At 65.0% G+C, this 13,476-nt stretch carries 10 protein-coding genes; 7 read left to right on the top strand and 3 right to left on the bottom strand.

Annotated features, from left to right (window positions below; all coding sequences use genetic code 11):
• The first annotated feature begins 245 nt into the window (after nt 1-245).
• Entirely contained in the window at nt 246-1,460 is a 1,215-nt protein-coding gene (locus B6V74_RS16775; protein ID WP_346425924.1) for an ROK family transcriptional regulator, read from the top strand.
• Here the strand turns inward: B6V74_RS16775 and B6V74_RS16770 are convergent.
• Entirely contained in the window at nt 1,448-2,827 is a 1,380-nt protein-coding gene (locus tag B6V74_RS16770; protein ID WP_088723462.1) for a HAMP domain-containing sensor histidine kinase, read from the bottom strand. The two genes, B6V74_RS16775 and B6V74_RS16770, sit on opposite strands and share 13 nt — an antisense overlap.
• Nucleotides 2,827-3,498, bottom strand: coding sequence for a response regulator transcription factor (locus tag B6V74_RS16765; protein ID WP_075776881.1), 672 nt, complete (start codon nt 3,496-3,498; stop codon nt 2,827-2,829). The genes B6V74_RS16770 and B6V74_RS16765 overlap by 1 nt, the downstream gene beginning before the upstream one ends.
• Nucleotides 3,499-3,663: 165 nt before the next feature.
• On the opposite strand from B6V74_RS16765, the gene B6V74_RS16760 reads away from it, so the two are divergent.
• A complete protein-coding gene (locus B6V74_RS16760) occupies nt 3,664-4,818 on the top strand; it encodes a Do family serine endopeptidase (protein ID WP_075776880.1) in 1,155 nt (384 codons plus the stop codon).
• Between the two features lie 69 nt (nt 4,819-4,887).
• Here B6V74_RS16760 and B6V74_RS16755 read toward each other — a convergent pair whose 3' ends face one another.
• Nucleotides 4,888-6,504, bottom strand: a complete 1,617-nt coding sequence (locus B6V74_RS16755) for a glycosyltransferase family 39 protein (RefSeq protein WP_168184248.1) — start codon at nt 6,502-6,504, stop codon at nt 4,888-4,890.
• Nucleotides 6,505-6,691: 187 nt separating this feature from the next.
• On the opposite strand from B6V74_RS16755, the gene B6V74_RS16750 reads away from it, so the two are divergent.
• From B6V74_RS16750 to cydB, 5 genes are all read left to right on the top strand, one after another.
• Nucleotides 6,692-6,961: a YMGG-like glycine zipper-containing protein gene (locus B6V74_RS16750; RefSeq protein ID WP_075776878.1), complete on the top strand. Its 270-nt coding sequence runs from the start codon at nt 6,692-6,694 to the stop codon at nt 6,959-6,961.
• Between the two features lie 182 nt (nt 6,962-7,143).
• Entirely contained in the window at nt 7,144-8,832 is a 1,689-nt protein-coding gene (gene cydD, locus B6V74_RS16745) for a thiol reductant ABC exporter subunit CydD (RefSeq protein ID WP_088723460.1), read from the top strand.
• Nucleotides 8,829-10,490 (top strand): ATP-binding cassette domain-containing protein, encoded by a 1,662-nt coding sequence (locus tag B6V74_RS16740; RefSeq protein WP_088723459.1) that lies wholly within the window; start codon nt 8,829-8,831, stop codon nt 10,488-10,490. Before cydD ends, B6V74_RS16740 begins: the two co-directional genes overlap by 4 nt.
• A gap of 206 nt (nt 10,491-10,696) precedes the next feature.
• Nucleotides 10,697-12,304 carry a cytochrome ubiquinol oxidase subunit I gene (locus B6V74_RS16735; protein ID WP_088720493.1) on the top strand — a complete coding sequence of 536 codons (1,608 nt, stop codon included), beginning with the start codon at nt 10,697-10,699 and terminating at the stop codon, nt 12,302-12,304.
• Nucleotides 12,305-12,310: 6 nt separating this feature from the next.
• Nucleotides 12,311-13,474: a cytochrome d ubiquinol oxidase subunit II gene (gene cydB, locus B6V74_RS16730; RefSeq protein WP_088723458.1), complete on the top strand. Its 1,164-nt coding sequence runs from the start codon at nt 12,311-12,313 to the stop codon at nt 13,472-13,474.
• The last annotated feature ends 2 nt before the right edge of the window (nt 13,475-13,476 follow it).

Below are 13,476 nucleotides of genomic sequence, written 5' to 3'. Positions count from 1 at the left end.
CAGGCCCCGGTCGCCATCAGACCAAGCGCCGTCGCTCCCAGAATCGCGGTTGTCTTCTTCATGTCAGGTCTCCTCCCAGAAACATGTCCAGCCGTCCTCCGATCGGCTTCGAGGTAAATCATGTGCGAACACGGGCCGACTCGTCAATAGATAAATCAAATGGATTTATTAATTGACAGAAGAGCCTCTGGAAGCCGATAAATACAAGGCGTAGTTTATGCGCGAGCAGCCTCGGAGAATGAATTTTGGCCCACCGCGTGATGGAATTGATCAAGACCGGAGCGGGGAAGATCGGCTCGGATCACTCCGCGATGCGCAACCGCAACGAGCGGCTCGTGATGTCGCTGATTCGCCGTCGCGGCGCCTTGGCGAAATCCGAGATCGCACGGCTCACGGGGCTCTCGGCACAGACAGTGTCGGTCATCATGCGCGCGCTCGAGGATGAAGGCTTCCTGCTGCGCTGCGACCCGGTGCGCGGCAAGGTGGGCCAGCCCACCGTGCCGATGCGCCTGAACCCCGAGGGGGCTTATTTTCTTGGCCTGAAGGTCGGGCGTCGCCGGACCGAGGTGATCCTGATCGACATGATGGGCACCTCGGTCTCGCGCCGTGTCGCGCGCCACGACTACCCCACGGCGGCTGACACGATAGCCTTCGCCATCGACGCGATCGCCCGGATGGTGGCAGAACTCCCCGCCTCGAAGCGCGAGCGCATCGCCGGCCTCGGCATCGGGGCGCCGTTCAGGATGTGGGATTGGGGCGTCGCGCTCGGGCTCGAGGAAAGCGCGATGGCCGATTGGCGCGAACGCGATATCCGCGCCGAACTGGAGGCACTCTATCCGTTTCCCGTGGTGTTGGAAAACGATGCCTCTGCCGCCTGTTCGGCAGAGCTTTTGCTGGGCGATCAGACATTGCCCGACGATTTCCTCTATGCGTTCGTGGGCTTCTTCGTAGGTGGCGGGCTGGTGATGAGCGGCTCGCTTGTGACCGGCCCCAACAACAATGCGGGCGCGCTTGCCTCGATGCCGGTGCCCGACGGTCACGGCGGCCAGTGCCAGTTGCTCGACGTGGCCTCGCTGTCGGTCATCGAAGCCGCGATGACGGAGCGCGGGCTCGATGCGAGTTTCCTCTGGGAGCGGCGCGATGAGTGGGATCTTCCCGAAGACATCGTCGACGACTGGCTCGCGAAAGCGGCGCGGGGCCTCGCGACTGTCGCCGCGTCCTCGGCGGCGCTGTGCGACCTCGATGCGATCGTGATCGACGGCTGGATGCCCGACGATCTGCGCGCGCGGCTCGTCGCCGCGACCGAATCGGAACTGGCGAAGATCAACCTCTCGGGCGCGGGCGTTCCGATCGTGCGCGAGGGTCAGGTGGGGCCCGATGCGCGCGCGCTGGGGGCCGCGACCCTGCCGCTGAGCCTGCGTTTCCTGACCGAGATCGATCTGCCCGATCAGGCCGACTGAGCGGACCCGACGAAGCGTAGCGACACGATCAGACCGGGATTGTTGTCGGACAGTTGCAATTCGGCCTCGTGCAGCCCCGCCACCGCATGGACCAGCGCAAGGCCCAGCCCGTTGCCCGGCGTCGTGCGAGAGCGTTCCAGCCGATAGAGCCTGCGCAGAACCTTCTCGCGCTCGGCCTCGGGAATGCCGGGACCATGATCTGCGACGCTGAGCGTGATTGCACCGCGCTCGCGAGACAGGCTCACCGCGATCTTCGGCGCAGGCCCGCCATGGCGGATCGCGTTCTCGATCAGGTTCGACAGCATCTGTCCCAGAAGCCCCCGATCGCCCTGCACGATGAGCGGCGCGTCTGGCCGCTGCAGGGTCAGCGAACCGCCCGCCTCTTCGGCGCTGGCCTCGTAAAGCTCGGTGATATCGGCGGCGAGCGCGCCCAGATCGACCGTCGCGAAACGTGCCTTCGGGCTGCCGCCCTCGATTTGGGCGATCCGCAGCAACGAGTGGAATACGGCGACCGCGCGCTCGGCCTCGGTGCCTGCCTGCTCGGCCAGAGCGCGGGGCGGCGTGTCCTCGGGCAAGGCCTCTTGCAATTCCGAGAGGAGCAACGAAATCCGCTGCATCGGCGTCTTCAGGTCATGCGCGATATCGGCGGAGACCTGACGCAGCGCCGCAACCGTCGCCTCCTGCGTCTCGGCCATCACGTTAAGCCGCGCCCCGATCCGTGCGAGGTCATCGCCGCGCCGCGCCTTCACCTCGTCGCGCGGCACCCGCGCCTCGAGCCGCCCCTCGGTAAGATCGTCCAGCGTGTTCTCGATCGCGCTCACCCGTTTGCGCGCCCGCATCCCGACCCACGCACCATAGGCGGCAGAGACCAGAAGCGAGGGTACGAAGGAGAAGACGAGAATCGCGAGGAAGGTCGAGGTCAGTTCCGCAATCGGCGCGCGACTTTCGCCGATCACCAGCAAGCCGCCCGCAAGCGGCATGGTCAGCGTGAAATATCCATGTTTCGATAGCGGCGCATATTCGGGATGACGCGAGATGACCCAGCTGTCGCCCTCATGGGTGACCCGGACGTTGCCGACCTGCCGCCCGTCCGACATCACGAAGGCGATGGCGCGCTCTGACGGATCGGACGCTCGCGCCTCCGCCGACACGATCACAGAGAGCGTCTCGGGGTTGGCGGCAACCTGAAACACCGCAGTCTGCTGCTTTAGATCGGCGCGGATCGATTCCTCGGTCGAGGAGCGCAGCGCGACATAGGCGAAGCCCAGCGTCACCAGCAGGATCGCAAAGACGATCCCCATCAGCCCGAGCGCCTGTCGCAGCGGCGTCGATGCAAGGATTTCCGCGCGATTCAGACGTGCCTTCATCAGCCCTCGATCCGGTAGCCCGCGCCGCGCACGGTGTGGATGAGATCACGGTCGAACGGCTTGTCGACCTTGTTCCGGAGCCGCGAAATATGCGTCTCCACCACATTGGTCTGCGGATCGAAATTCAGATCCCACACGCCCTCCAGCAGCATCGTCCGGGTTTGCACCCGCCCCTTGCGACGCAGAAGGAATTCCAGCAGCGAGAATTCGCGCGGCAGAAGGTCGATCTCCTGTCCGCCGCGCGTCACCTTGCGCGCGATCAGGTCCATCTTCAGATCGCCCGCCTCCAGCATTACCTGCTCCGACTGCGCTTGCGGGCGACGCGCCAGCGCCGCGAGCCGCGCCGACAACTCGCCGAAGGCAAATGGTTTCACGAGATAATCGTCGGCACCCGCGTTGAGCCCCTCGATCCGGTCGTCCACGCCGCCGATCGCGGTGAGGAAGATGATCGGCGTCGTGACCTTCGCGGCCCGGATCGCGCGGGTGATCGAGAGACCGTCCAGCTCCGGCAGCATCCGGTCGATGATCATCACGTCGTAGCTGCCGCCCAGCGCCTGGGTCAGCCCGTCGCGGCCATTCGCGAGATGGTCGACCGTGTGGCCCTCTTCGCGCAGGCCACGCAGAACGTAATCGGCGGTGGTCGCGTCGTCTTCGATCAACAGCAGTTTCATCGCACTCGCTTTCTCGGTTCGCGACATATGTGGCCGATGACACCGCACAAGTCACGCACCCCTCCCCTAAAGGTGAAAAGGATAACAACTCTGCAATCTTCCCGCAGAGTCCCTGACAGGCTAGGCCCTCACATAGGGTGCATACCTGTCAAAAAGGAGAGAAACATGCAGGACATTCGCAAAGCTCCCCTGCTGCGCACCCTCGCCACCACCGCCATGCTCGGCGCCGGCGCCGTGGCGACGAGCGGTCTGGCACTGGTCCCGAACGTGGCCGCGGCCGAAACCTTCACCAACACCGTCGACCTGGTGAAGAAGGTGATGCCCGCCGTGGTCACCATCGAGATCAAAAAGCAGGCCAACGATCAGGAAATGGCCCAGATGGGGATGCCTCAGGATTTCCCCTTCGAGTTCTTCCAGCGTCGTTTCGGCATGCCCGACATGGGCCCCAACGGTCAGGGTCAGCCGATGCAGCGTCCTGAGATCACCGGTCTCGGCACTGGCTTCATCATCCAGAAAGACGGCCATATCGTCACCAACGCCCACGTCGTCGACGGCGCCGAGAGCGTGAAGGTCACCTTCTCCGACGGCTCGACAGCGGATGCGAAAGTGATAGGCGAAGACAAGGCCACCGACATTGCGCTGATCAAGGTCGATACCAACAAGGACCTCGACACCGTGGGCTTCGGCGACAGTCAGGCCGCGCAGGTCGGCGAGCCGGTCGTGGCGATCGGCAACCCGTTCGGCCTCGGCACCTCCGTGTCGACCGGCATCGTCTCGGCCAAAGGCCGCGACTTGAAATCGGGCCCCTTCGATAACTACATCCAGACCGACGCAGCCATCAACAAAGGCAACTCGGGTGGCCCGCTCTTTGACGACCAAGGCCAGGTGATCGGCATGAACACCGCGATCCTGTCGCCCACTGGCGGTTCCGTCGGGATCGGTTTCTCGGTGCCCTCCGACACCATCAAGAGCGTCGTCGCCGACCTGCAGGACAATGGCACGGTGAAGCGCGGTTTCCTCGGCGTGCAGATCCAGCCGGTCAGCGAGGACATCGCCGCGGCGCTGGGGCTCGACCAACCGGAAGGTGTGCTCGTAGCCGACGTGTCGCCCGACACGCCCGCGAAGAAAGCTGGTCTGAAGCGCGGCGACATCATCGTCGGCGTGGATGGCAAGCCGATGAAAGCCCCCCGCGATCTGACCCGTGCGATCGGGTCCGACGAGCCGGGCACCGAAGTGCAGCTCTCGCTGCTGCGCGCGAACAAGCCGCTCACGCTCTCCGTCACTCTCGATGAGCGGCCCACCGAGAAGACCAAGTCGTAATACTTGCAGTCTATCGGTTTGAAGGCACGCCCGGAGCATCCGCTTCGGGCGTGTCTTTAGTTTGAAGTGTCAGTTCGCACTGGTGGGCGTGGCCGCAGCATCCGAAGCAGGCGGCGCAATCGCCTCCGCGACCTGATAGAGCCGCCAGTCGTTCTGCCGGAAATGCCGCTCGGCGATCTGGCTCAGACCGTCGACGCCCTCGATCGGATTCGCTGCGAGAACCAGCCCGTCGGGATGCGCCGCCATCCAGCGCCCGAGATCGGCGCTGTTGCCAAGCACCGTCACCGGGTTCTCGAGCCGCGCGACGAAGGAGAACTGCCCTGCATAGCCGCGATCGGTGGTGGCCACGCCATTTTCCGAATGCGAAGCGATCAGGCTCGCGATCGGTGCCGGATCGTAGACTTTCCAGAGGATCGGCCAGACCATGATCTGAATGGCGATCAGCACCAGCGGCGCGACGAAGGCTTCGGCGAACCAGCCCTGCCGCGCTTTAAGCACGATTAGCGCGCCGCCCACGAGCATCGCCACGCCAGCGATCACGAAGAGCCACGATCCGGTGCCCTCGGGCAGTTCGGGGAACGCCCCGAAATGCACCGAAGCCGCAGCAATCGCTGTCGCCACGCCGGGCAGAAGCCACAGCAGGCGCAGCCAGCGCATCCGGCGCTCCGCCGTGGGCAGCAATCCCGACAGGATCAGCGCCAGCGCGGGCATTTCCGGCACAAGGTAATGCGCCTGCTTGCCCGAGATCAGCGAGAAGGCGACGAAGGCGGCGACGAACCAGACCGTCACCATGCGCGTCCCCGCATCCTCCCAGAGCCGCGACGGCCTGAACGTAGCCAGCCCCGCGCGGCTCCAGCCCCACGGCCAGAGGAAGAACGGCAGCAACGCCACGAAGAACCAGACGGGGCGACCATGGGCAAAGCTTTCCACCATCCGCCCGGCGCTCTGCTTCCACAGAATCTGCTCGCGGTATTCCGCACCGCCGAAGATGATCGCGGGGCCGAGCCAGAGCAGGACGATGCCGAAACCGATCAGAAAACCGATTCCGATCCGCGCATACCACTGCTTGAGCGCGGGCCGCTCCGCCCCGGTTGCCCAAAGCGGCATCAAAAGCGCGGTCGGCAGCACATGCACCAGGATCACCGGCCCCTTGGCGAAGACGCCGAAGGCCAGCGCGATGCCAAGCCCGATCACCGGGGCGAAGCGCTCCGTGTCGCGCATCGCCCAGACTGCGAGCATTCCCGTCAGCGTCGCCGCCGTGAGCATCGTGTCGAACATCGTTGTCGAGCCGAAGAGCAGAAACACGCCGCTCGTCCCAAGGATCAGTGCGGCGAGTCCGGCGCGCTCCGGTTCCTCCGGCCAGAGCTTGCGCGCGAGCACCGCGACCAGTCCGACCGACAGCAGCCCGAAGGCGGGCGCCACGAGCCGCGCCGCCCATTCGCTGGGGCCCGTCACACTCCAGACGATATTGATGAGCCAGAACAGAAGCGGCGGCTTGTCGGAATAGATCGCCCCGTTGAGATGCGGCACCAGCTTGGAGCCGCCCTGCCACATCTCCCAGGCGACGGTGACATAGCGCGTCTCGTCGATCGCCATCAGCGGGCGCATGATCATCAACACCACCGCGCTCAATGCGAAAAGGAAAAGCGCTCCGATCAGGGGAACGCGCCAGGCGGTCGAACTCATAGGCGGGTCTTTCTGTCGTATGTCTCGAGATGTCTTTCTTTGCTTGACCCCCGAATGACCGCGCATGTCAAGCCGCTGGGTCATCACGGCTCCAGAATAGATGCTCAAAACTAATTAAGAAAAACTTGGAACTGCCCGGAGAGGGGCGACGTTGGATGTCCGAAGACACAGAAGGGAGACACGTACCATGAAGAAGATGTTCCTGATCCTGCCGCTCAGCGCCACCGTTGCCGTTGCAGGCTGCCAGATGTCGCAACAGGACCGCGCTGCCGCGACCGGCGGTGTTGCCGGTGCCGCGATCGGCGCTGCCGTTTCGGATGATGGCGACCGCGTTCAAAACGCCGCGATCGGCGGCGCAGTCGGCACCGTTGCCGGCGCCCTGATCGGTAAAGCCAACCAGCCGGGTCAGTGCCGCTATCGTGACTCGTATGGCCGCGAGTACATCGCGCCCTGCTAAGGCCCCGCCACAGGTAACCTCGAAAACCGTTCGGACCCTCATCCGAACGGTTTTTTCATGTCGGCATGAAGGTTCGTACCGCAGACGTGACAAGCGCGGATTGTCGCACTCCATTGTCGCAGCCCCTCTGCCCGGCTATCTCGACAGCCAAGCGCGAAAGAGGAAAAGACCCCAAAACCCGTATGACAGACGCCACGACCGAAGCGCCGAAGCCGAAAGCCGTTCTGACCCGCATCGCTCAGCCCGTCGCGGGCAAGTTGAAGCTCGCCGGGTGGCTCGGTGTGGCCTCGGCGCTGATTTGGCCCGCGCAGGCAGCTCTGATCGGTTTGGTACTTGGCGACCTGGTCGCACCGGGGGTGAGCAAGTCGCTCTCGCCGCTCGCCGGGGCTGCAGGCTTCGTGGTGCTGGCGCTCGTGCGGATCGTCCTCGACTGGATTTCGCAGAAGCTCTCGGCCGATGCCGCCGAGGTGGTGCTGCGTGAGAGCCGCGAGAAGCTGATCCGAAAGGCGCTGCGTCAGGCTAGCGGCGCCGCCGCGCTGTCGCCTGCGGAACTGGCTTCGCTGTCCGCGGAGAAGCTCGGCGCGCTCGGCCCATGGGCCACGCGCTATCAGCCCGCCTTCCTGCGCGCCCGGATCATCCCCCTCGCCTTCATCCTGCTCGCCGCCACGCAAAGCTGGGCGGTCGCGGGAATCCTGCTGATCGCCGGGCCGCTGATCCCGATCTTCATGGCGCTTGTCGGCATGGCCGCGCAGGACGCCTCGGAAAAGCAGATGGTCGAAATCGGTTCGCTCAACCGGCTGCTGATCGATCGGATCGCCGCGATCACCGATCTGCGACTTCTGGGCGCGGAGGCCCGCTCGCGCGCCGATCTGGAAACCAAATCCGAAGACCTGCGCGTCCGCACGATGGCGGTTCTGCGGGTTGCCTTCCTCTCCTCGACGCTTCTGGAACTGTTCGCCGCGATCGGCGTGGCGCTGGTCGCGGTCTATGTCGGCTTCTCGCTGATCGGGTGGATGAATTTCGGCACATGGGGCAGCAAGATGACCCCGGCCGAGGGGATTTTCCTGCTCATGATCGCGCCCGAGTTTTTCCAGCCGCTGCGCGATCTCGCTGCGGCATGGCATGACCGGGCCGCTGCGCTCGCCGTAGCCTCCGAGTTGGAGACGACCGAGACTGCCATCGCCAAGGCCAACACGCTGATGGGCACTGGAGGCGAAGGCGCGGCACCGACGCTTGGCGCGCTGCGTTGGCACGGGCTGCAAATCCGCCCCGGCGAGGCCGCCGCTCCGCTCCCCCTGCCCGATGGCGACATCGCCCCGGGCGAGGCGGTCGCGATCACAGGACCGTCGGGCGCAGGCAAGACGACGCTTCTGACCGCGCTGGTCGGTCTGATCCATCCCGAGGCGGGGAAGATCACGCTGGGCGATACCTCCCTGACAGAGGAAAACGCCGATGACTGGCGCGCAGCCTTCGGCTGGATTCCTCAAAGCCCGCGCTTCGCCGATGCGAGCCTGCGCGAACTGATCACGCTGAACCGTCCCGGCGACCTCGATGCAGCGCTCGACGCTGCGCAGGCCACCGAGGTCGTCGCGGGCCTTCCCGGCGGGCTCGACGCCCGGCTGGGCGATATGGGCGGCGGCGTCTCGGGCGGCGAGGCGCGGCGTCTGCTGATCGCGCGGGCCCATTACGCGGGCCGCCCGATCGTGTTGGCCGACGAACCGACCGCCGATCTCGATGCCGAGACGGGCGCGAAAGTCATCGCGGCTCTTCTGGCGTTACGAACGCAGGGTACGACCTTGATCGTCGCAAGCCACGACCCTGCCCTCGTTGCCGCGATGGACCGTCAGATCGACTTGGAGGGCGCAGCATGAGAACGCTTCTGACCCTCACCGCTCGCCTGATCAGCGATCAGAAATGGGCCTTCAGCAGGGGCCTCGCGCTGTCGTTCCTCGTGCTCGCGATGGGGGCGGCGCTGCTCGGCCTGTCGGGCTGGTTCATCACCGCCTCCGCGCTGGCCGGGATCGCGGGGATGGGCCTAAACTTCAATTTCTTCACCCCCTCGGCAGGTGTCCGCGGTCTCGCGCTCGGCCGCGCGGTCTCGCGCTATGGCGAGCGGCTACTGACCCATGACGCCACACTGCGCGCTTTGGCGAAGCTGCGCATCGACCTGATGGATGGCGTCTCGCGCCGCCCGCATGAGGAACAGGCGCGGCTGCGCGGTGCGCAGGCGCTGAACCGGATCACCTCGGACGTGGATGCGCTTGATGGCGTATTGCTGCGGCTGGTCATCCCCTTCCTTGCAGGCGGCATGGTCCAGATCGCGGCGCTTCTGATGCTGGGGTGGCTCGAAGGGCTGCCGATCGGGCTCGCGGTCTTCCTGATCTACCTGCTGGGCGGTGGGCTCGGCCTGATCTGGGTCGCCCGAGCCGCCCGCCACGATGCCCGCGCCGCCGAAACGGCGCTGCAGAGCATTCGCCGCCGCGCGCTGGAGACGATGCGCGCGCGAGCCGATCTGGCCGTGGCCGGACAGCTGGAGGCCGCAACTGCGCAGACCCTGACCGAGGTCGAGGCCGAAGCGCTCGCGCGGCGCAATCTCGAGGCGCTCGACCGCCGGGTGGGGGCGGTGATTTCCGCCACCACCGCGCTTGCCGGGGCGGCCGCCCTGGCGATCGCCGGACAGATGGCGCTGGCCGGGCAGATCACGCCCGCGCGCGCCGCCGTGGGCCTGTTCGTCGCGCTGGCACTGGCCGAGTCGCTGATGCTGCTGCGCCGAGGCATGGCCGAGATTGGACGCATGCAGGAGGCGGGCGCGCGGGTCATGGAGCTGACCGATACGCCCACAAGCGCCCAGCCCGACGGCCACGCCCCCACCGATATGGACGCCCCGCTGCTCGAGGCGCGCCAAGTTGCCTTCACCCGCGCCAAGAGCGCCGCGCCGCTCTTTTCCGATCTGACCTTCACCCTCGCGCGCGGTCAGACCGTGATGTTTGCCGGGCCTTCGGGCGCGGGGAAATCCACCGCACTCGCCGTGCTGTCCGGCCTTCTCAAGCCGTCCGGTGGCGAGATCACGGCGATGGGCCGCGCGCTGGCCGACTGGCCGGAGGGGGACCTGCGCGATGTCCTCACAATGGTGCCGCAGCGCAGCCAGTTGATCGGCGGCACTATTGCCGAGAATCTCGCGCTCGCCCTGCCTCCCGGAACGCAACTCGATGATGATGCGGCATGGGCCGCGCTGCGCGCCGTGGCGCTGGATGAAGTGATCGTGGCGCGCGGCGGGCTCGAAGCACGGCTTGGCGAAGGCGGCACGGGATTGTCCGGCGGGCAGGCGAAACGATTGGCGCTGGCCCGTGCGGCACTGCGCCGGCCCGACATCCTTCTGCTGGACGAACCGACCGAGGGACTCGACGCCCAAACCGCCGCCGCGACGCTGGCCGGATTACGGGCGCTTCTGCCCGAGGCGGGCTTCGTTCTGGTCTCTCACCGCCAGCCCGACCAGAGCGCCGCCACGGCCACGATCGCGCTGAAATGACGCACGACCTGCGACGATAAGCCCCTAAAATCACGAGACATATTCCCGTTCACCTCTGTTCACGTCCGCGTGCGACACATCGTCAATTTGATTTGGCTCAAAGTCGCGCGCCGACCGCCTCCTCATAACCTGCATCCAGGAAAAACATTTCCGGAGAATCCGGCTTTTCACCGCGCCGGATGCAAGTAGGGAAACGGAGAACGAGAATGGATTTCGGGATCGTCGAGCTGTCACGGCTGCAATTTGCCATGACAGCGATGTATCACTTCCTCTTCGTGCCGCTGACGCTTGGTCTGTCGATCATCGTGGCGATCATGGAGACGGTCTATGTGATGACCAACCGCCCCGTCTGGCGGCAAATGACCAAGTTCTGGGCCACGCTGTTCGGCATCAACTTCGTGCTGGGCGTGGCCACGGGCCTCACGATGGAATTCCAGTTCGGCATGAACTGGAGCTATTACTCGCATTACGTCGGCGACATTTTCGGCGCACCGCTCGCGATCGAGGGCCTGATGGCCTTCTTCATGGAAGCGACTTTCGTCGGGTTGATGTTCTTCGGATGGGAGAAGCTGAGCCCGGTCAAGCACATGGTCGTCACGTGGCTGGTCGCCATCGGATCGAACTTCTCTGCTTTGTGGATCCTGATCGCGAACGGCTGGATGCAGAACCCGGTCGGGGCGGCGTTCAATCCGCTGACGATGCGGATGGAAATGACCTCCTTCTTCGATGTCGTGTTCAACCCGGTGGCCCAGGCCAAGTTCGTGCACACGGTCTCCGCTGGCTACGTCACAGCGGCCGTCTTCGTGATGGGCGTGTCGAGCTGGTACATGCTCAAGGGGCGTCACCTCGAACTGGCCCGCCGCTCCATCGCGGTCGCCGCTGCGTTCGGCCTCGCCTCGGCGCTGTCGGTGGTGATCCTCGGCGACGAGTCGGGCTACGAGACGACGCATAACCAGAAGATGAAACTCGCCGCGATGGAAGCCATGTGGGAGACCGAACCGGCCCCCGCCTCCTTCACGCTCTTCGGCATTCCCGACCAGCAAGCGCGCGAAACGAAATACGCGATCCATATCCCGTGGGTGATGGGGCTGATCGGTACCCGCTCGCTGACCGAGCAGATCACCGGGATCGACGATCTGGTCAAAGGCTCGGAGGAGCGGATCCGCAACGGCATCGTCGCCTATAATGACCTGCTGAAAATTCGCGAAGCGAAGGGGGATGTCCCCGCTGACGTCACCGCGGAATTCAATAAGAACGTCGGCGATCTCGGTTACGCCTACCTGCTCAAACGCTACGTGGACGATCCGCGTCAAGCGACCGACGCACAGATCAAGAAGGCCGCGAACGACACGGTCCCAACGGTCTGGCCGATCTTCTGGTCCTTCCGCCTGATGGTTGCGCTAGGTTTCTCCTTCATCGCGCTGATGGTCTACTTCTTCGTCGTCTCGAACTGGAAGGGCATGAACTATCCCCGCTGGGCGCTGCGTCTGGCCGTGATCGTCATCCCCGCCCCTTGGATCGCCGCGGAACTGGGCTGGTTCACCGCCGAGTTCGGACGCCAGCCTTGGACGGTCGACGGCGTGCTGCCTACGGCGCTTTCGGTCAGCCACCTCTCGGTGGGCGACCTGCTGTTCACGCTGCTGGGCTTCGTCGCCTTCTATACCGTGCTCTTCGTCGTCGAGATGGGCCTGATGCTCAAATACATCAAGAAAGGCCCGTATCAGGATGTCGAGGTCACCCAGGAGTGGCTGCAACGACATGACGATCGCCTGTCCGGTCGCGGCGGCAACCCTGTCACCATGCCTGCGGAGTAAGAACCAATGATCCTCTATGAACTTATCCCCCTCGACGTTCTACGCGTCATCTGGTGGCTGCTGCTGGGCGTCCTGCTGATCGGCTTCGCGCTGACCGACGGCTTCGACATGGGCGTGGGCGCACTGCTGCCCTTCGTCGGCAAGACCGATAGCGAGCGCCGCGTGGCGATCAATACGATCGGCCCGGTCTGGGAAGGCAACCAGGTCTGGTTCATCCTTGGCGGGGGCGCGATCTTCGCGGCCTGGCCACCCCTCTACGCAGTAAGCTTCTCGGGGTTCTACCTCGCGATGTTCCTCGTGCTCGCGGCGCTGATCCTGCGTCCGGTCGGCTTCAAGTATCGCTCGAAGCGCGACTCGGCTGCGTGGCGCAATGGCTGGGACTGGGCGCTCTTCGTGGGCGGCGCGGTTCCGGCACTGATCTTCGGCGTGGCCGTGGGCAACGTTCTGCAAGGCGTGCCCTTCGAGCTCAACGACATGCTGATGCCGCTCTATCCGGGCAACTTCATCATGAAGCTGCTGGGCCTTCTGAACCCCTACGCGCTGCTTGCAGGCGTGGTGTCGCTGTCGATGCTGATGATGCATGGCGCGGCGTGGCTCTCGGTGAAGACCGCAGGCGCGGTGAAGGTCCGCGCGACCGAGATCGGCTCCGTTGCGGGCATAGTGGCCTTCGTTGCCTATATCGTCGCTGGCATCTGGCTCGCCTTCGGGATCAAGGGCTACCACGTCACCTCGGTCGTGCCGGCGAATGGCCCCTCCAACCCGCTTTTCTCGACGGTCGAGCATGGCGGGAGCTGGATGCAGGCCTATGCGGACCGCCCGTGGATCGCGATTGCGCCGATCCTCGGCCTCGCGGGGATCGCCATGGCGGTGCGGGGGCTGCGCGCCGGCCGCGAAGTCTCGACGCTGCTGTGGTCGAAACTTGGCATCTTCGGCGTGATCTCCTCGGTCGGCCTGACGATGTTCCCCTTCATCCTGCCGAGCTCGAAAATGCCCGACGCCTCGCTGACGGTCTGGGACGCCTCGTCCTCCCACCAGACGCTCTTCATCATGCTCATCGCCGCGTTGATCTTCATGCCGCTCATCCTCGCCTATACCGCATGGGTCTATAAGGTTCTGTGGGGCAAGGTGACGGTCGCAGATGTCGAGCGCGACAGCCATACAGCTTATTAAGG

It is taken from the genome of Thioclava sp. F42-5 (assembly GCF_002213195.1).
GTDB lineage: Bacteria > Pseudomonadota > Alphaproteobacteria > Rhodobacterales > Rhodobacteraceae > Thioclava > Thioclava nitratireducens.
This window is presented reverse-complemented; position numbering and strand designations above follow the sequence as displayed.

Excerpts from the sequence above, each read along its gene's own strand:
- B6V74_RS16770 (WP_088723462.1), bottom strand. The coding sequence starts at position 2,827 with ATGAAGGCACGTCTGAATCGCGCGGAAATCCTTGCATCGACGCCGCTG.
- B6V74_RS16765 (WP_075776881.1), bottom strand. The coding sequence starts at position 3,498 with ATGAAACTGCTGTTGATCGAAGACGACGCGACCACCGCCGATTACGTT.
- B6V74_RS16760 (WP_075776880.1), top strand. The coding sequence starts at position 3,664 with ATGCAGGACATTCGCAAAGCTCCCCTGCTGCGCACCCTCGCCACCACC.
- B6V74_RS16755 (WP_168184248.1), bottom strand. The coding sequence starts at position 6,504 with ATGAGTTCGACCGCCTGGCGCGTTCCCCTGATCGGAGCGCTTTTCCTT.
- B6V74_RS16750 (WP_075776878.1), top strand. The coding sequence starts at position 6,692 with ATGAAGAAGATGTTCCTGATCCTGCCGCTCAGCGCCACCGTTGCCGTT.
- cydD (WP_088723460.1), top strand. The coding sequence starts at position 7,144 with ATGACAGACGCCACGACCGAAGCGCCGAAGCCGAAAGCCGTTCTGACC.
- B6V74_RS16740 (WP_088723459.1), top strand. The coding sequence starts at position 8,829 with ATGAGAACGCTTCTGACCCTCACCGCTCGCCTGATCAGCGATCAGAAA.
- B6V74_RS16735 (WP_088720493.1), top strand. The coding sequence starts at position 10,697 with ATGGATTTCGGGATCGTCGAGCTGTCACGGCTGCAATTTGCCATGACA.
- cydB (WP_088723458.1), top strand. The coding sequence starts at position 12,311 with ATGATCCTCTATGAACTTATCCCCCTCGACGTTCTACGCGTCATCTGG.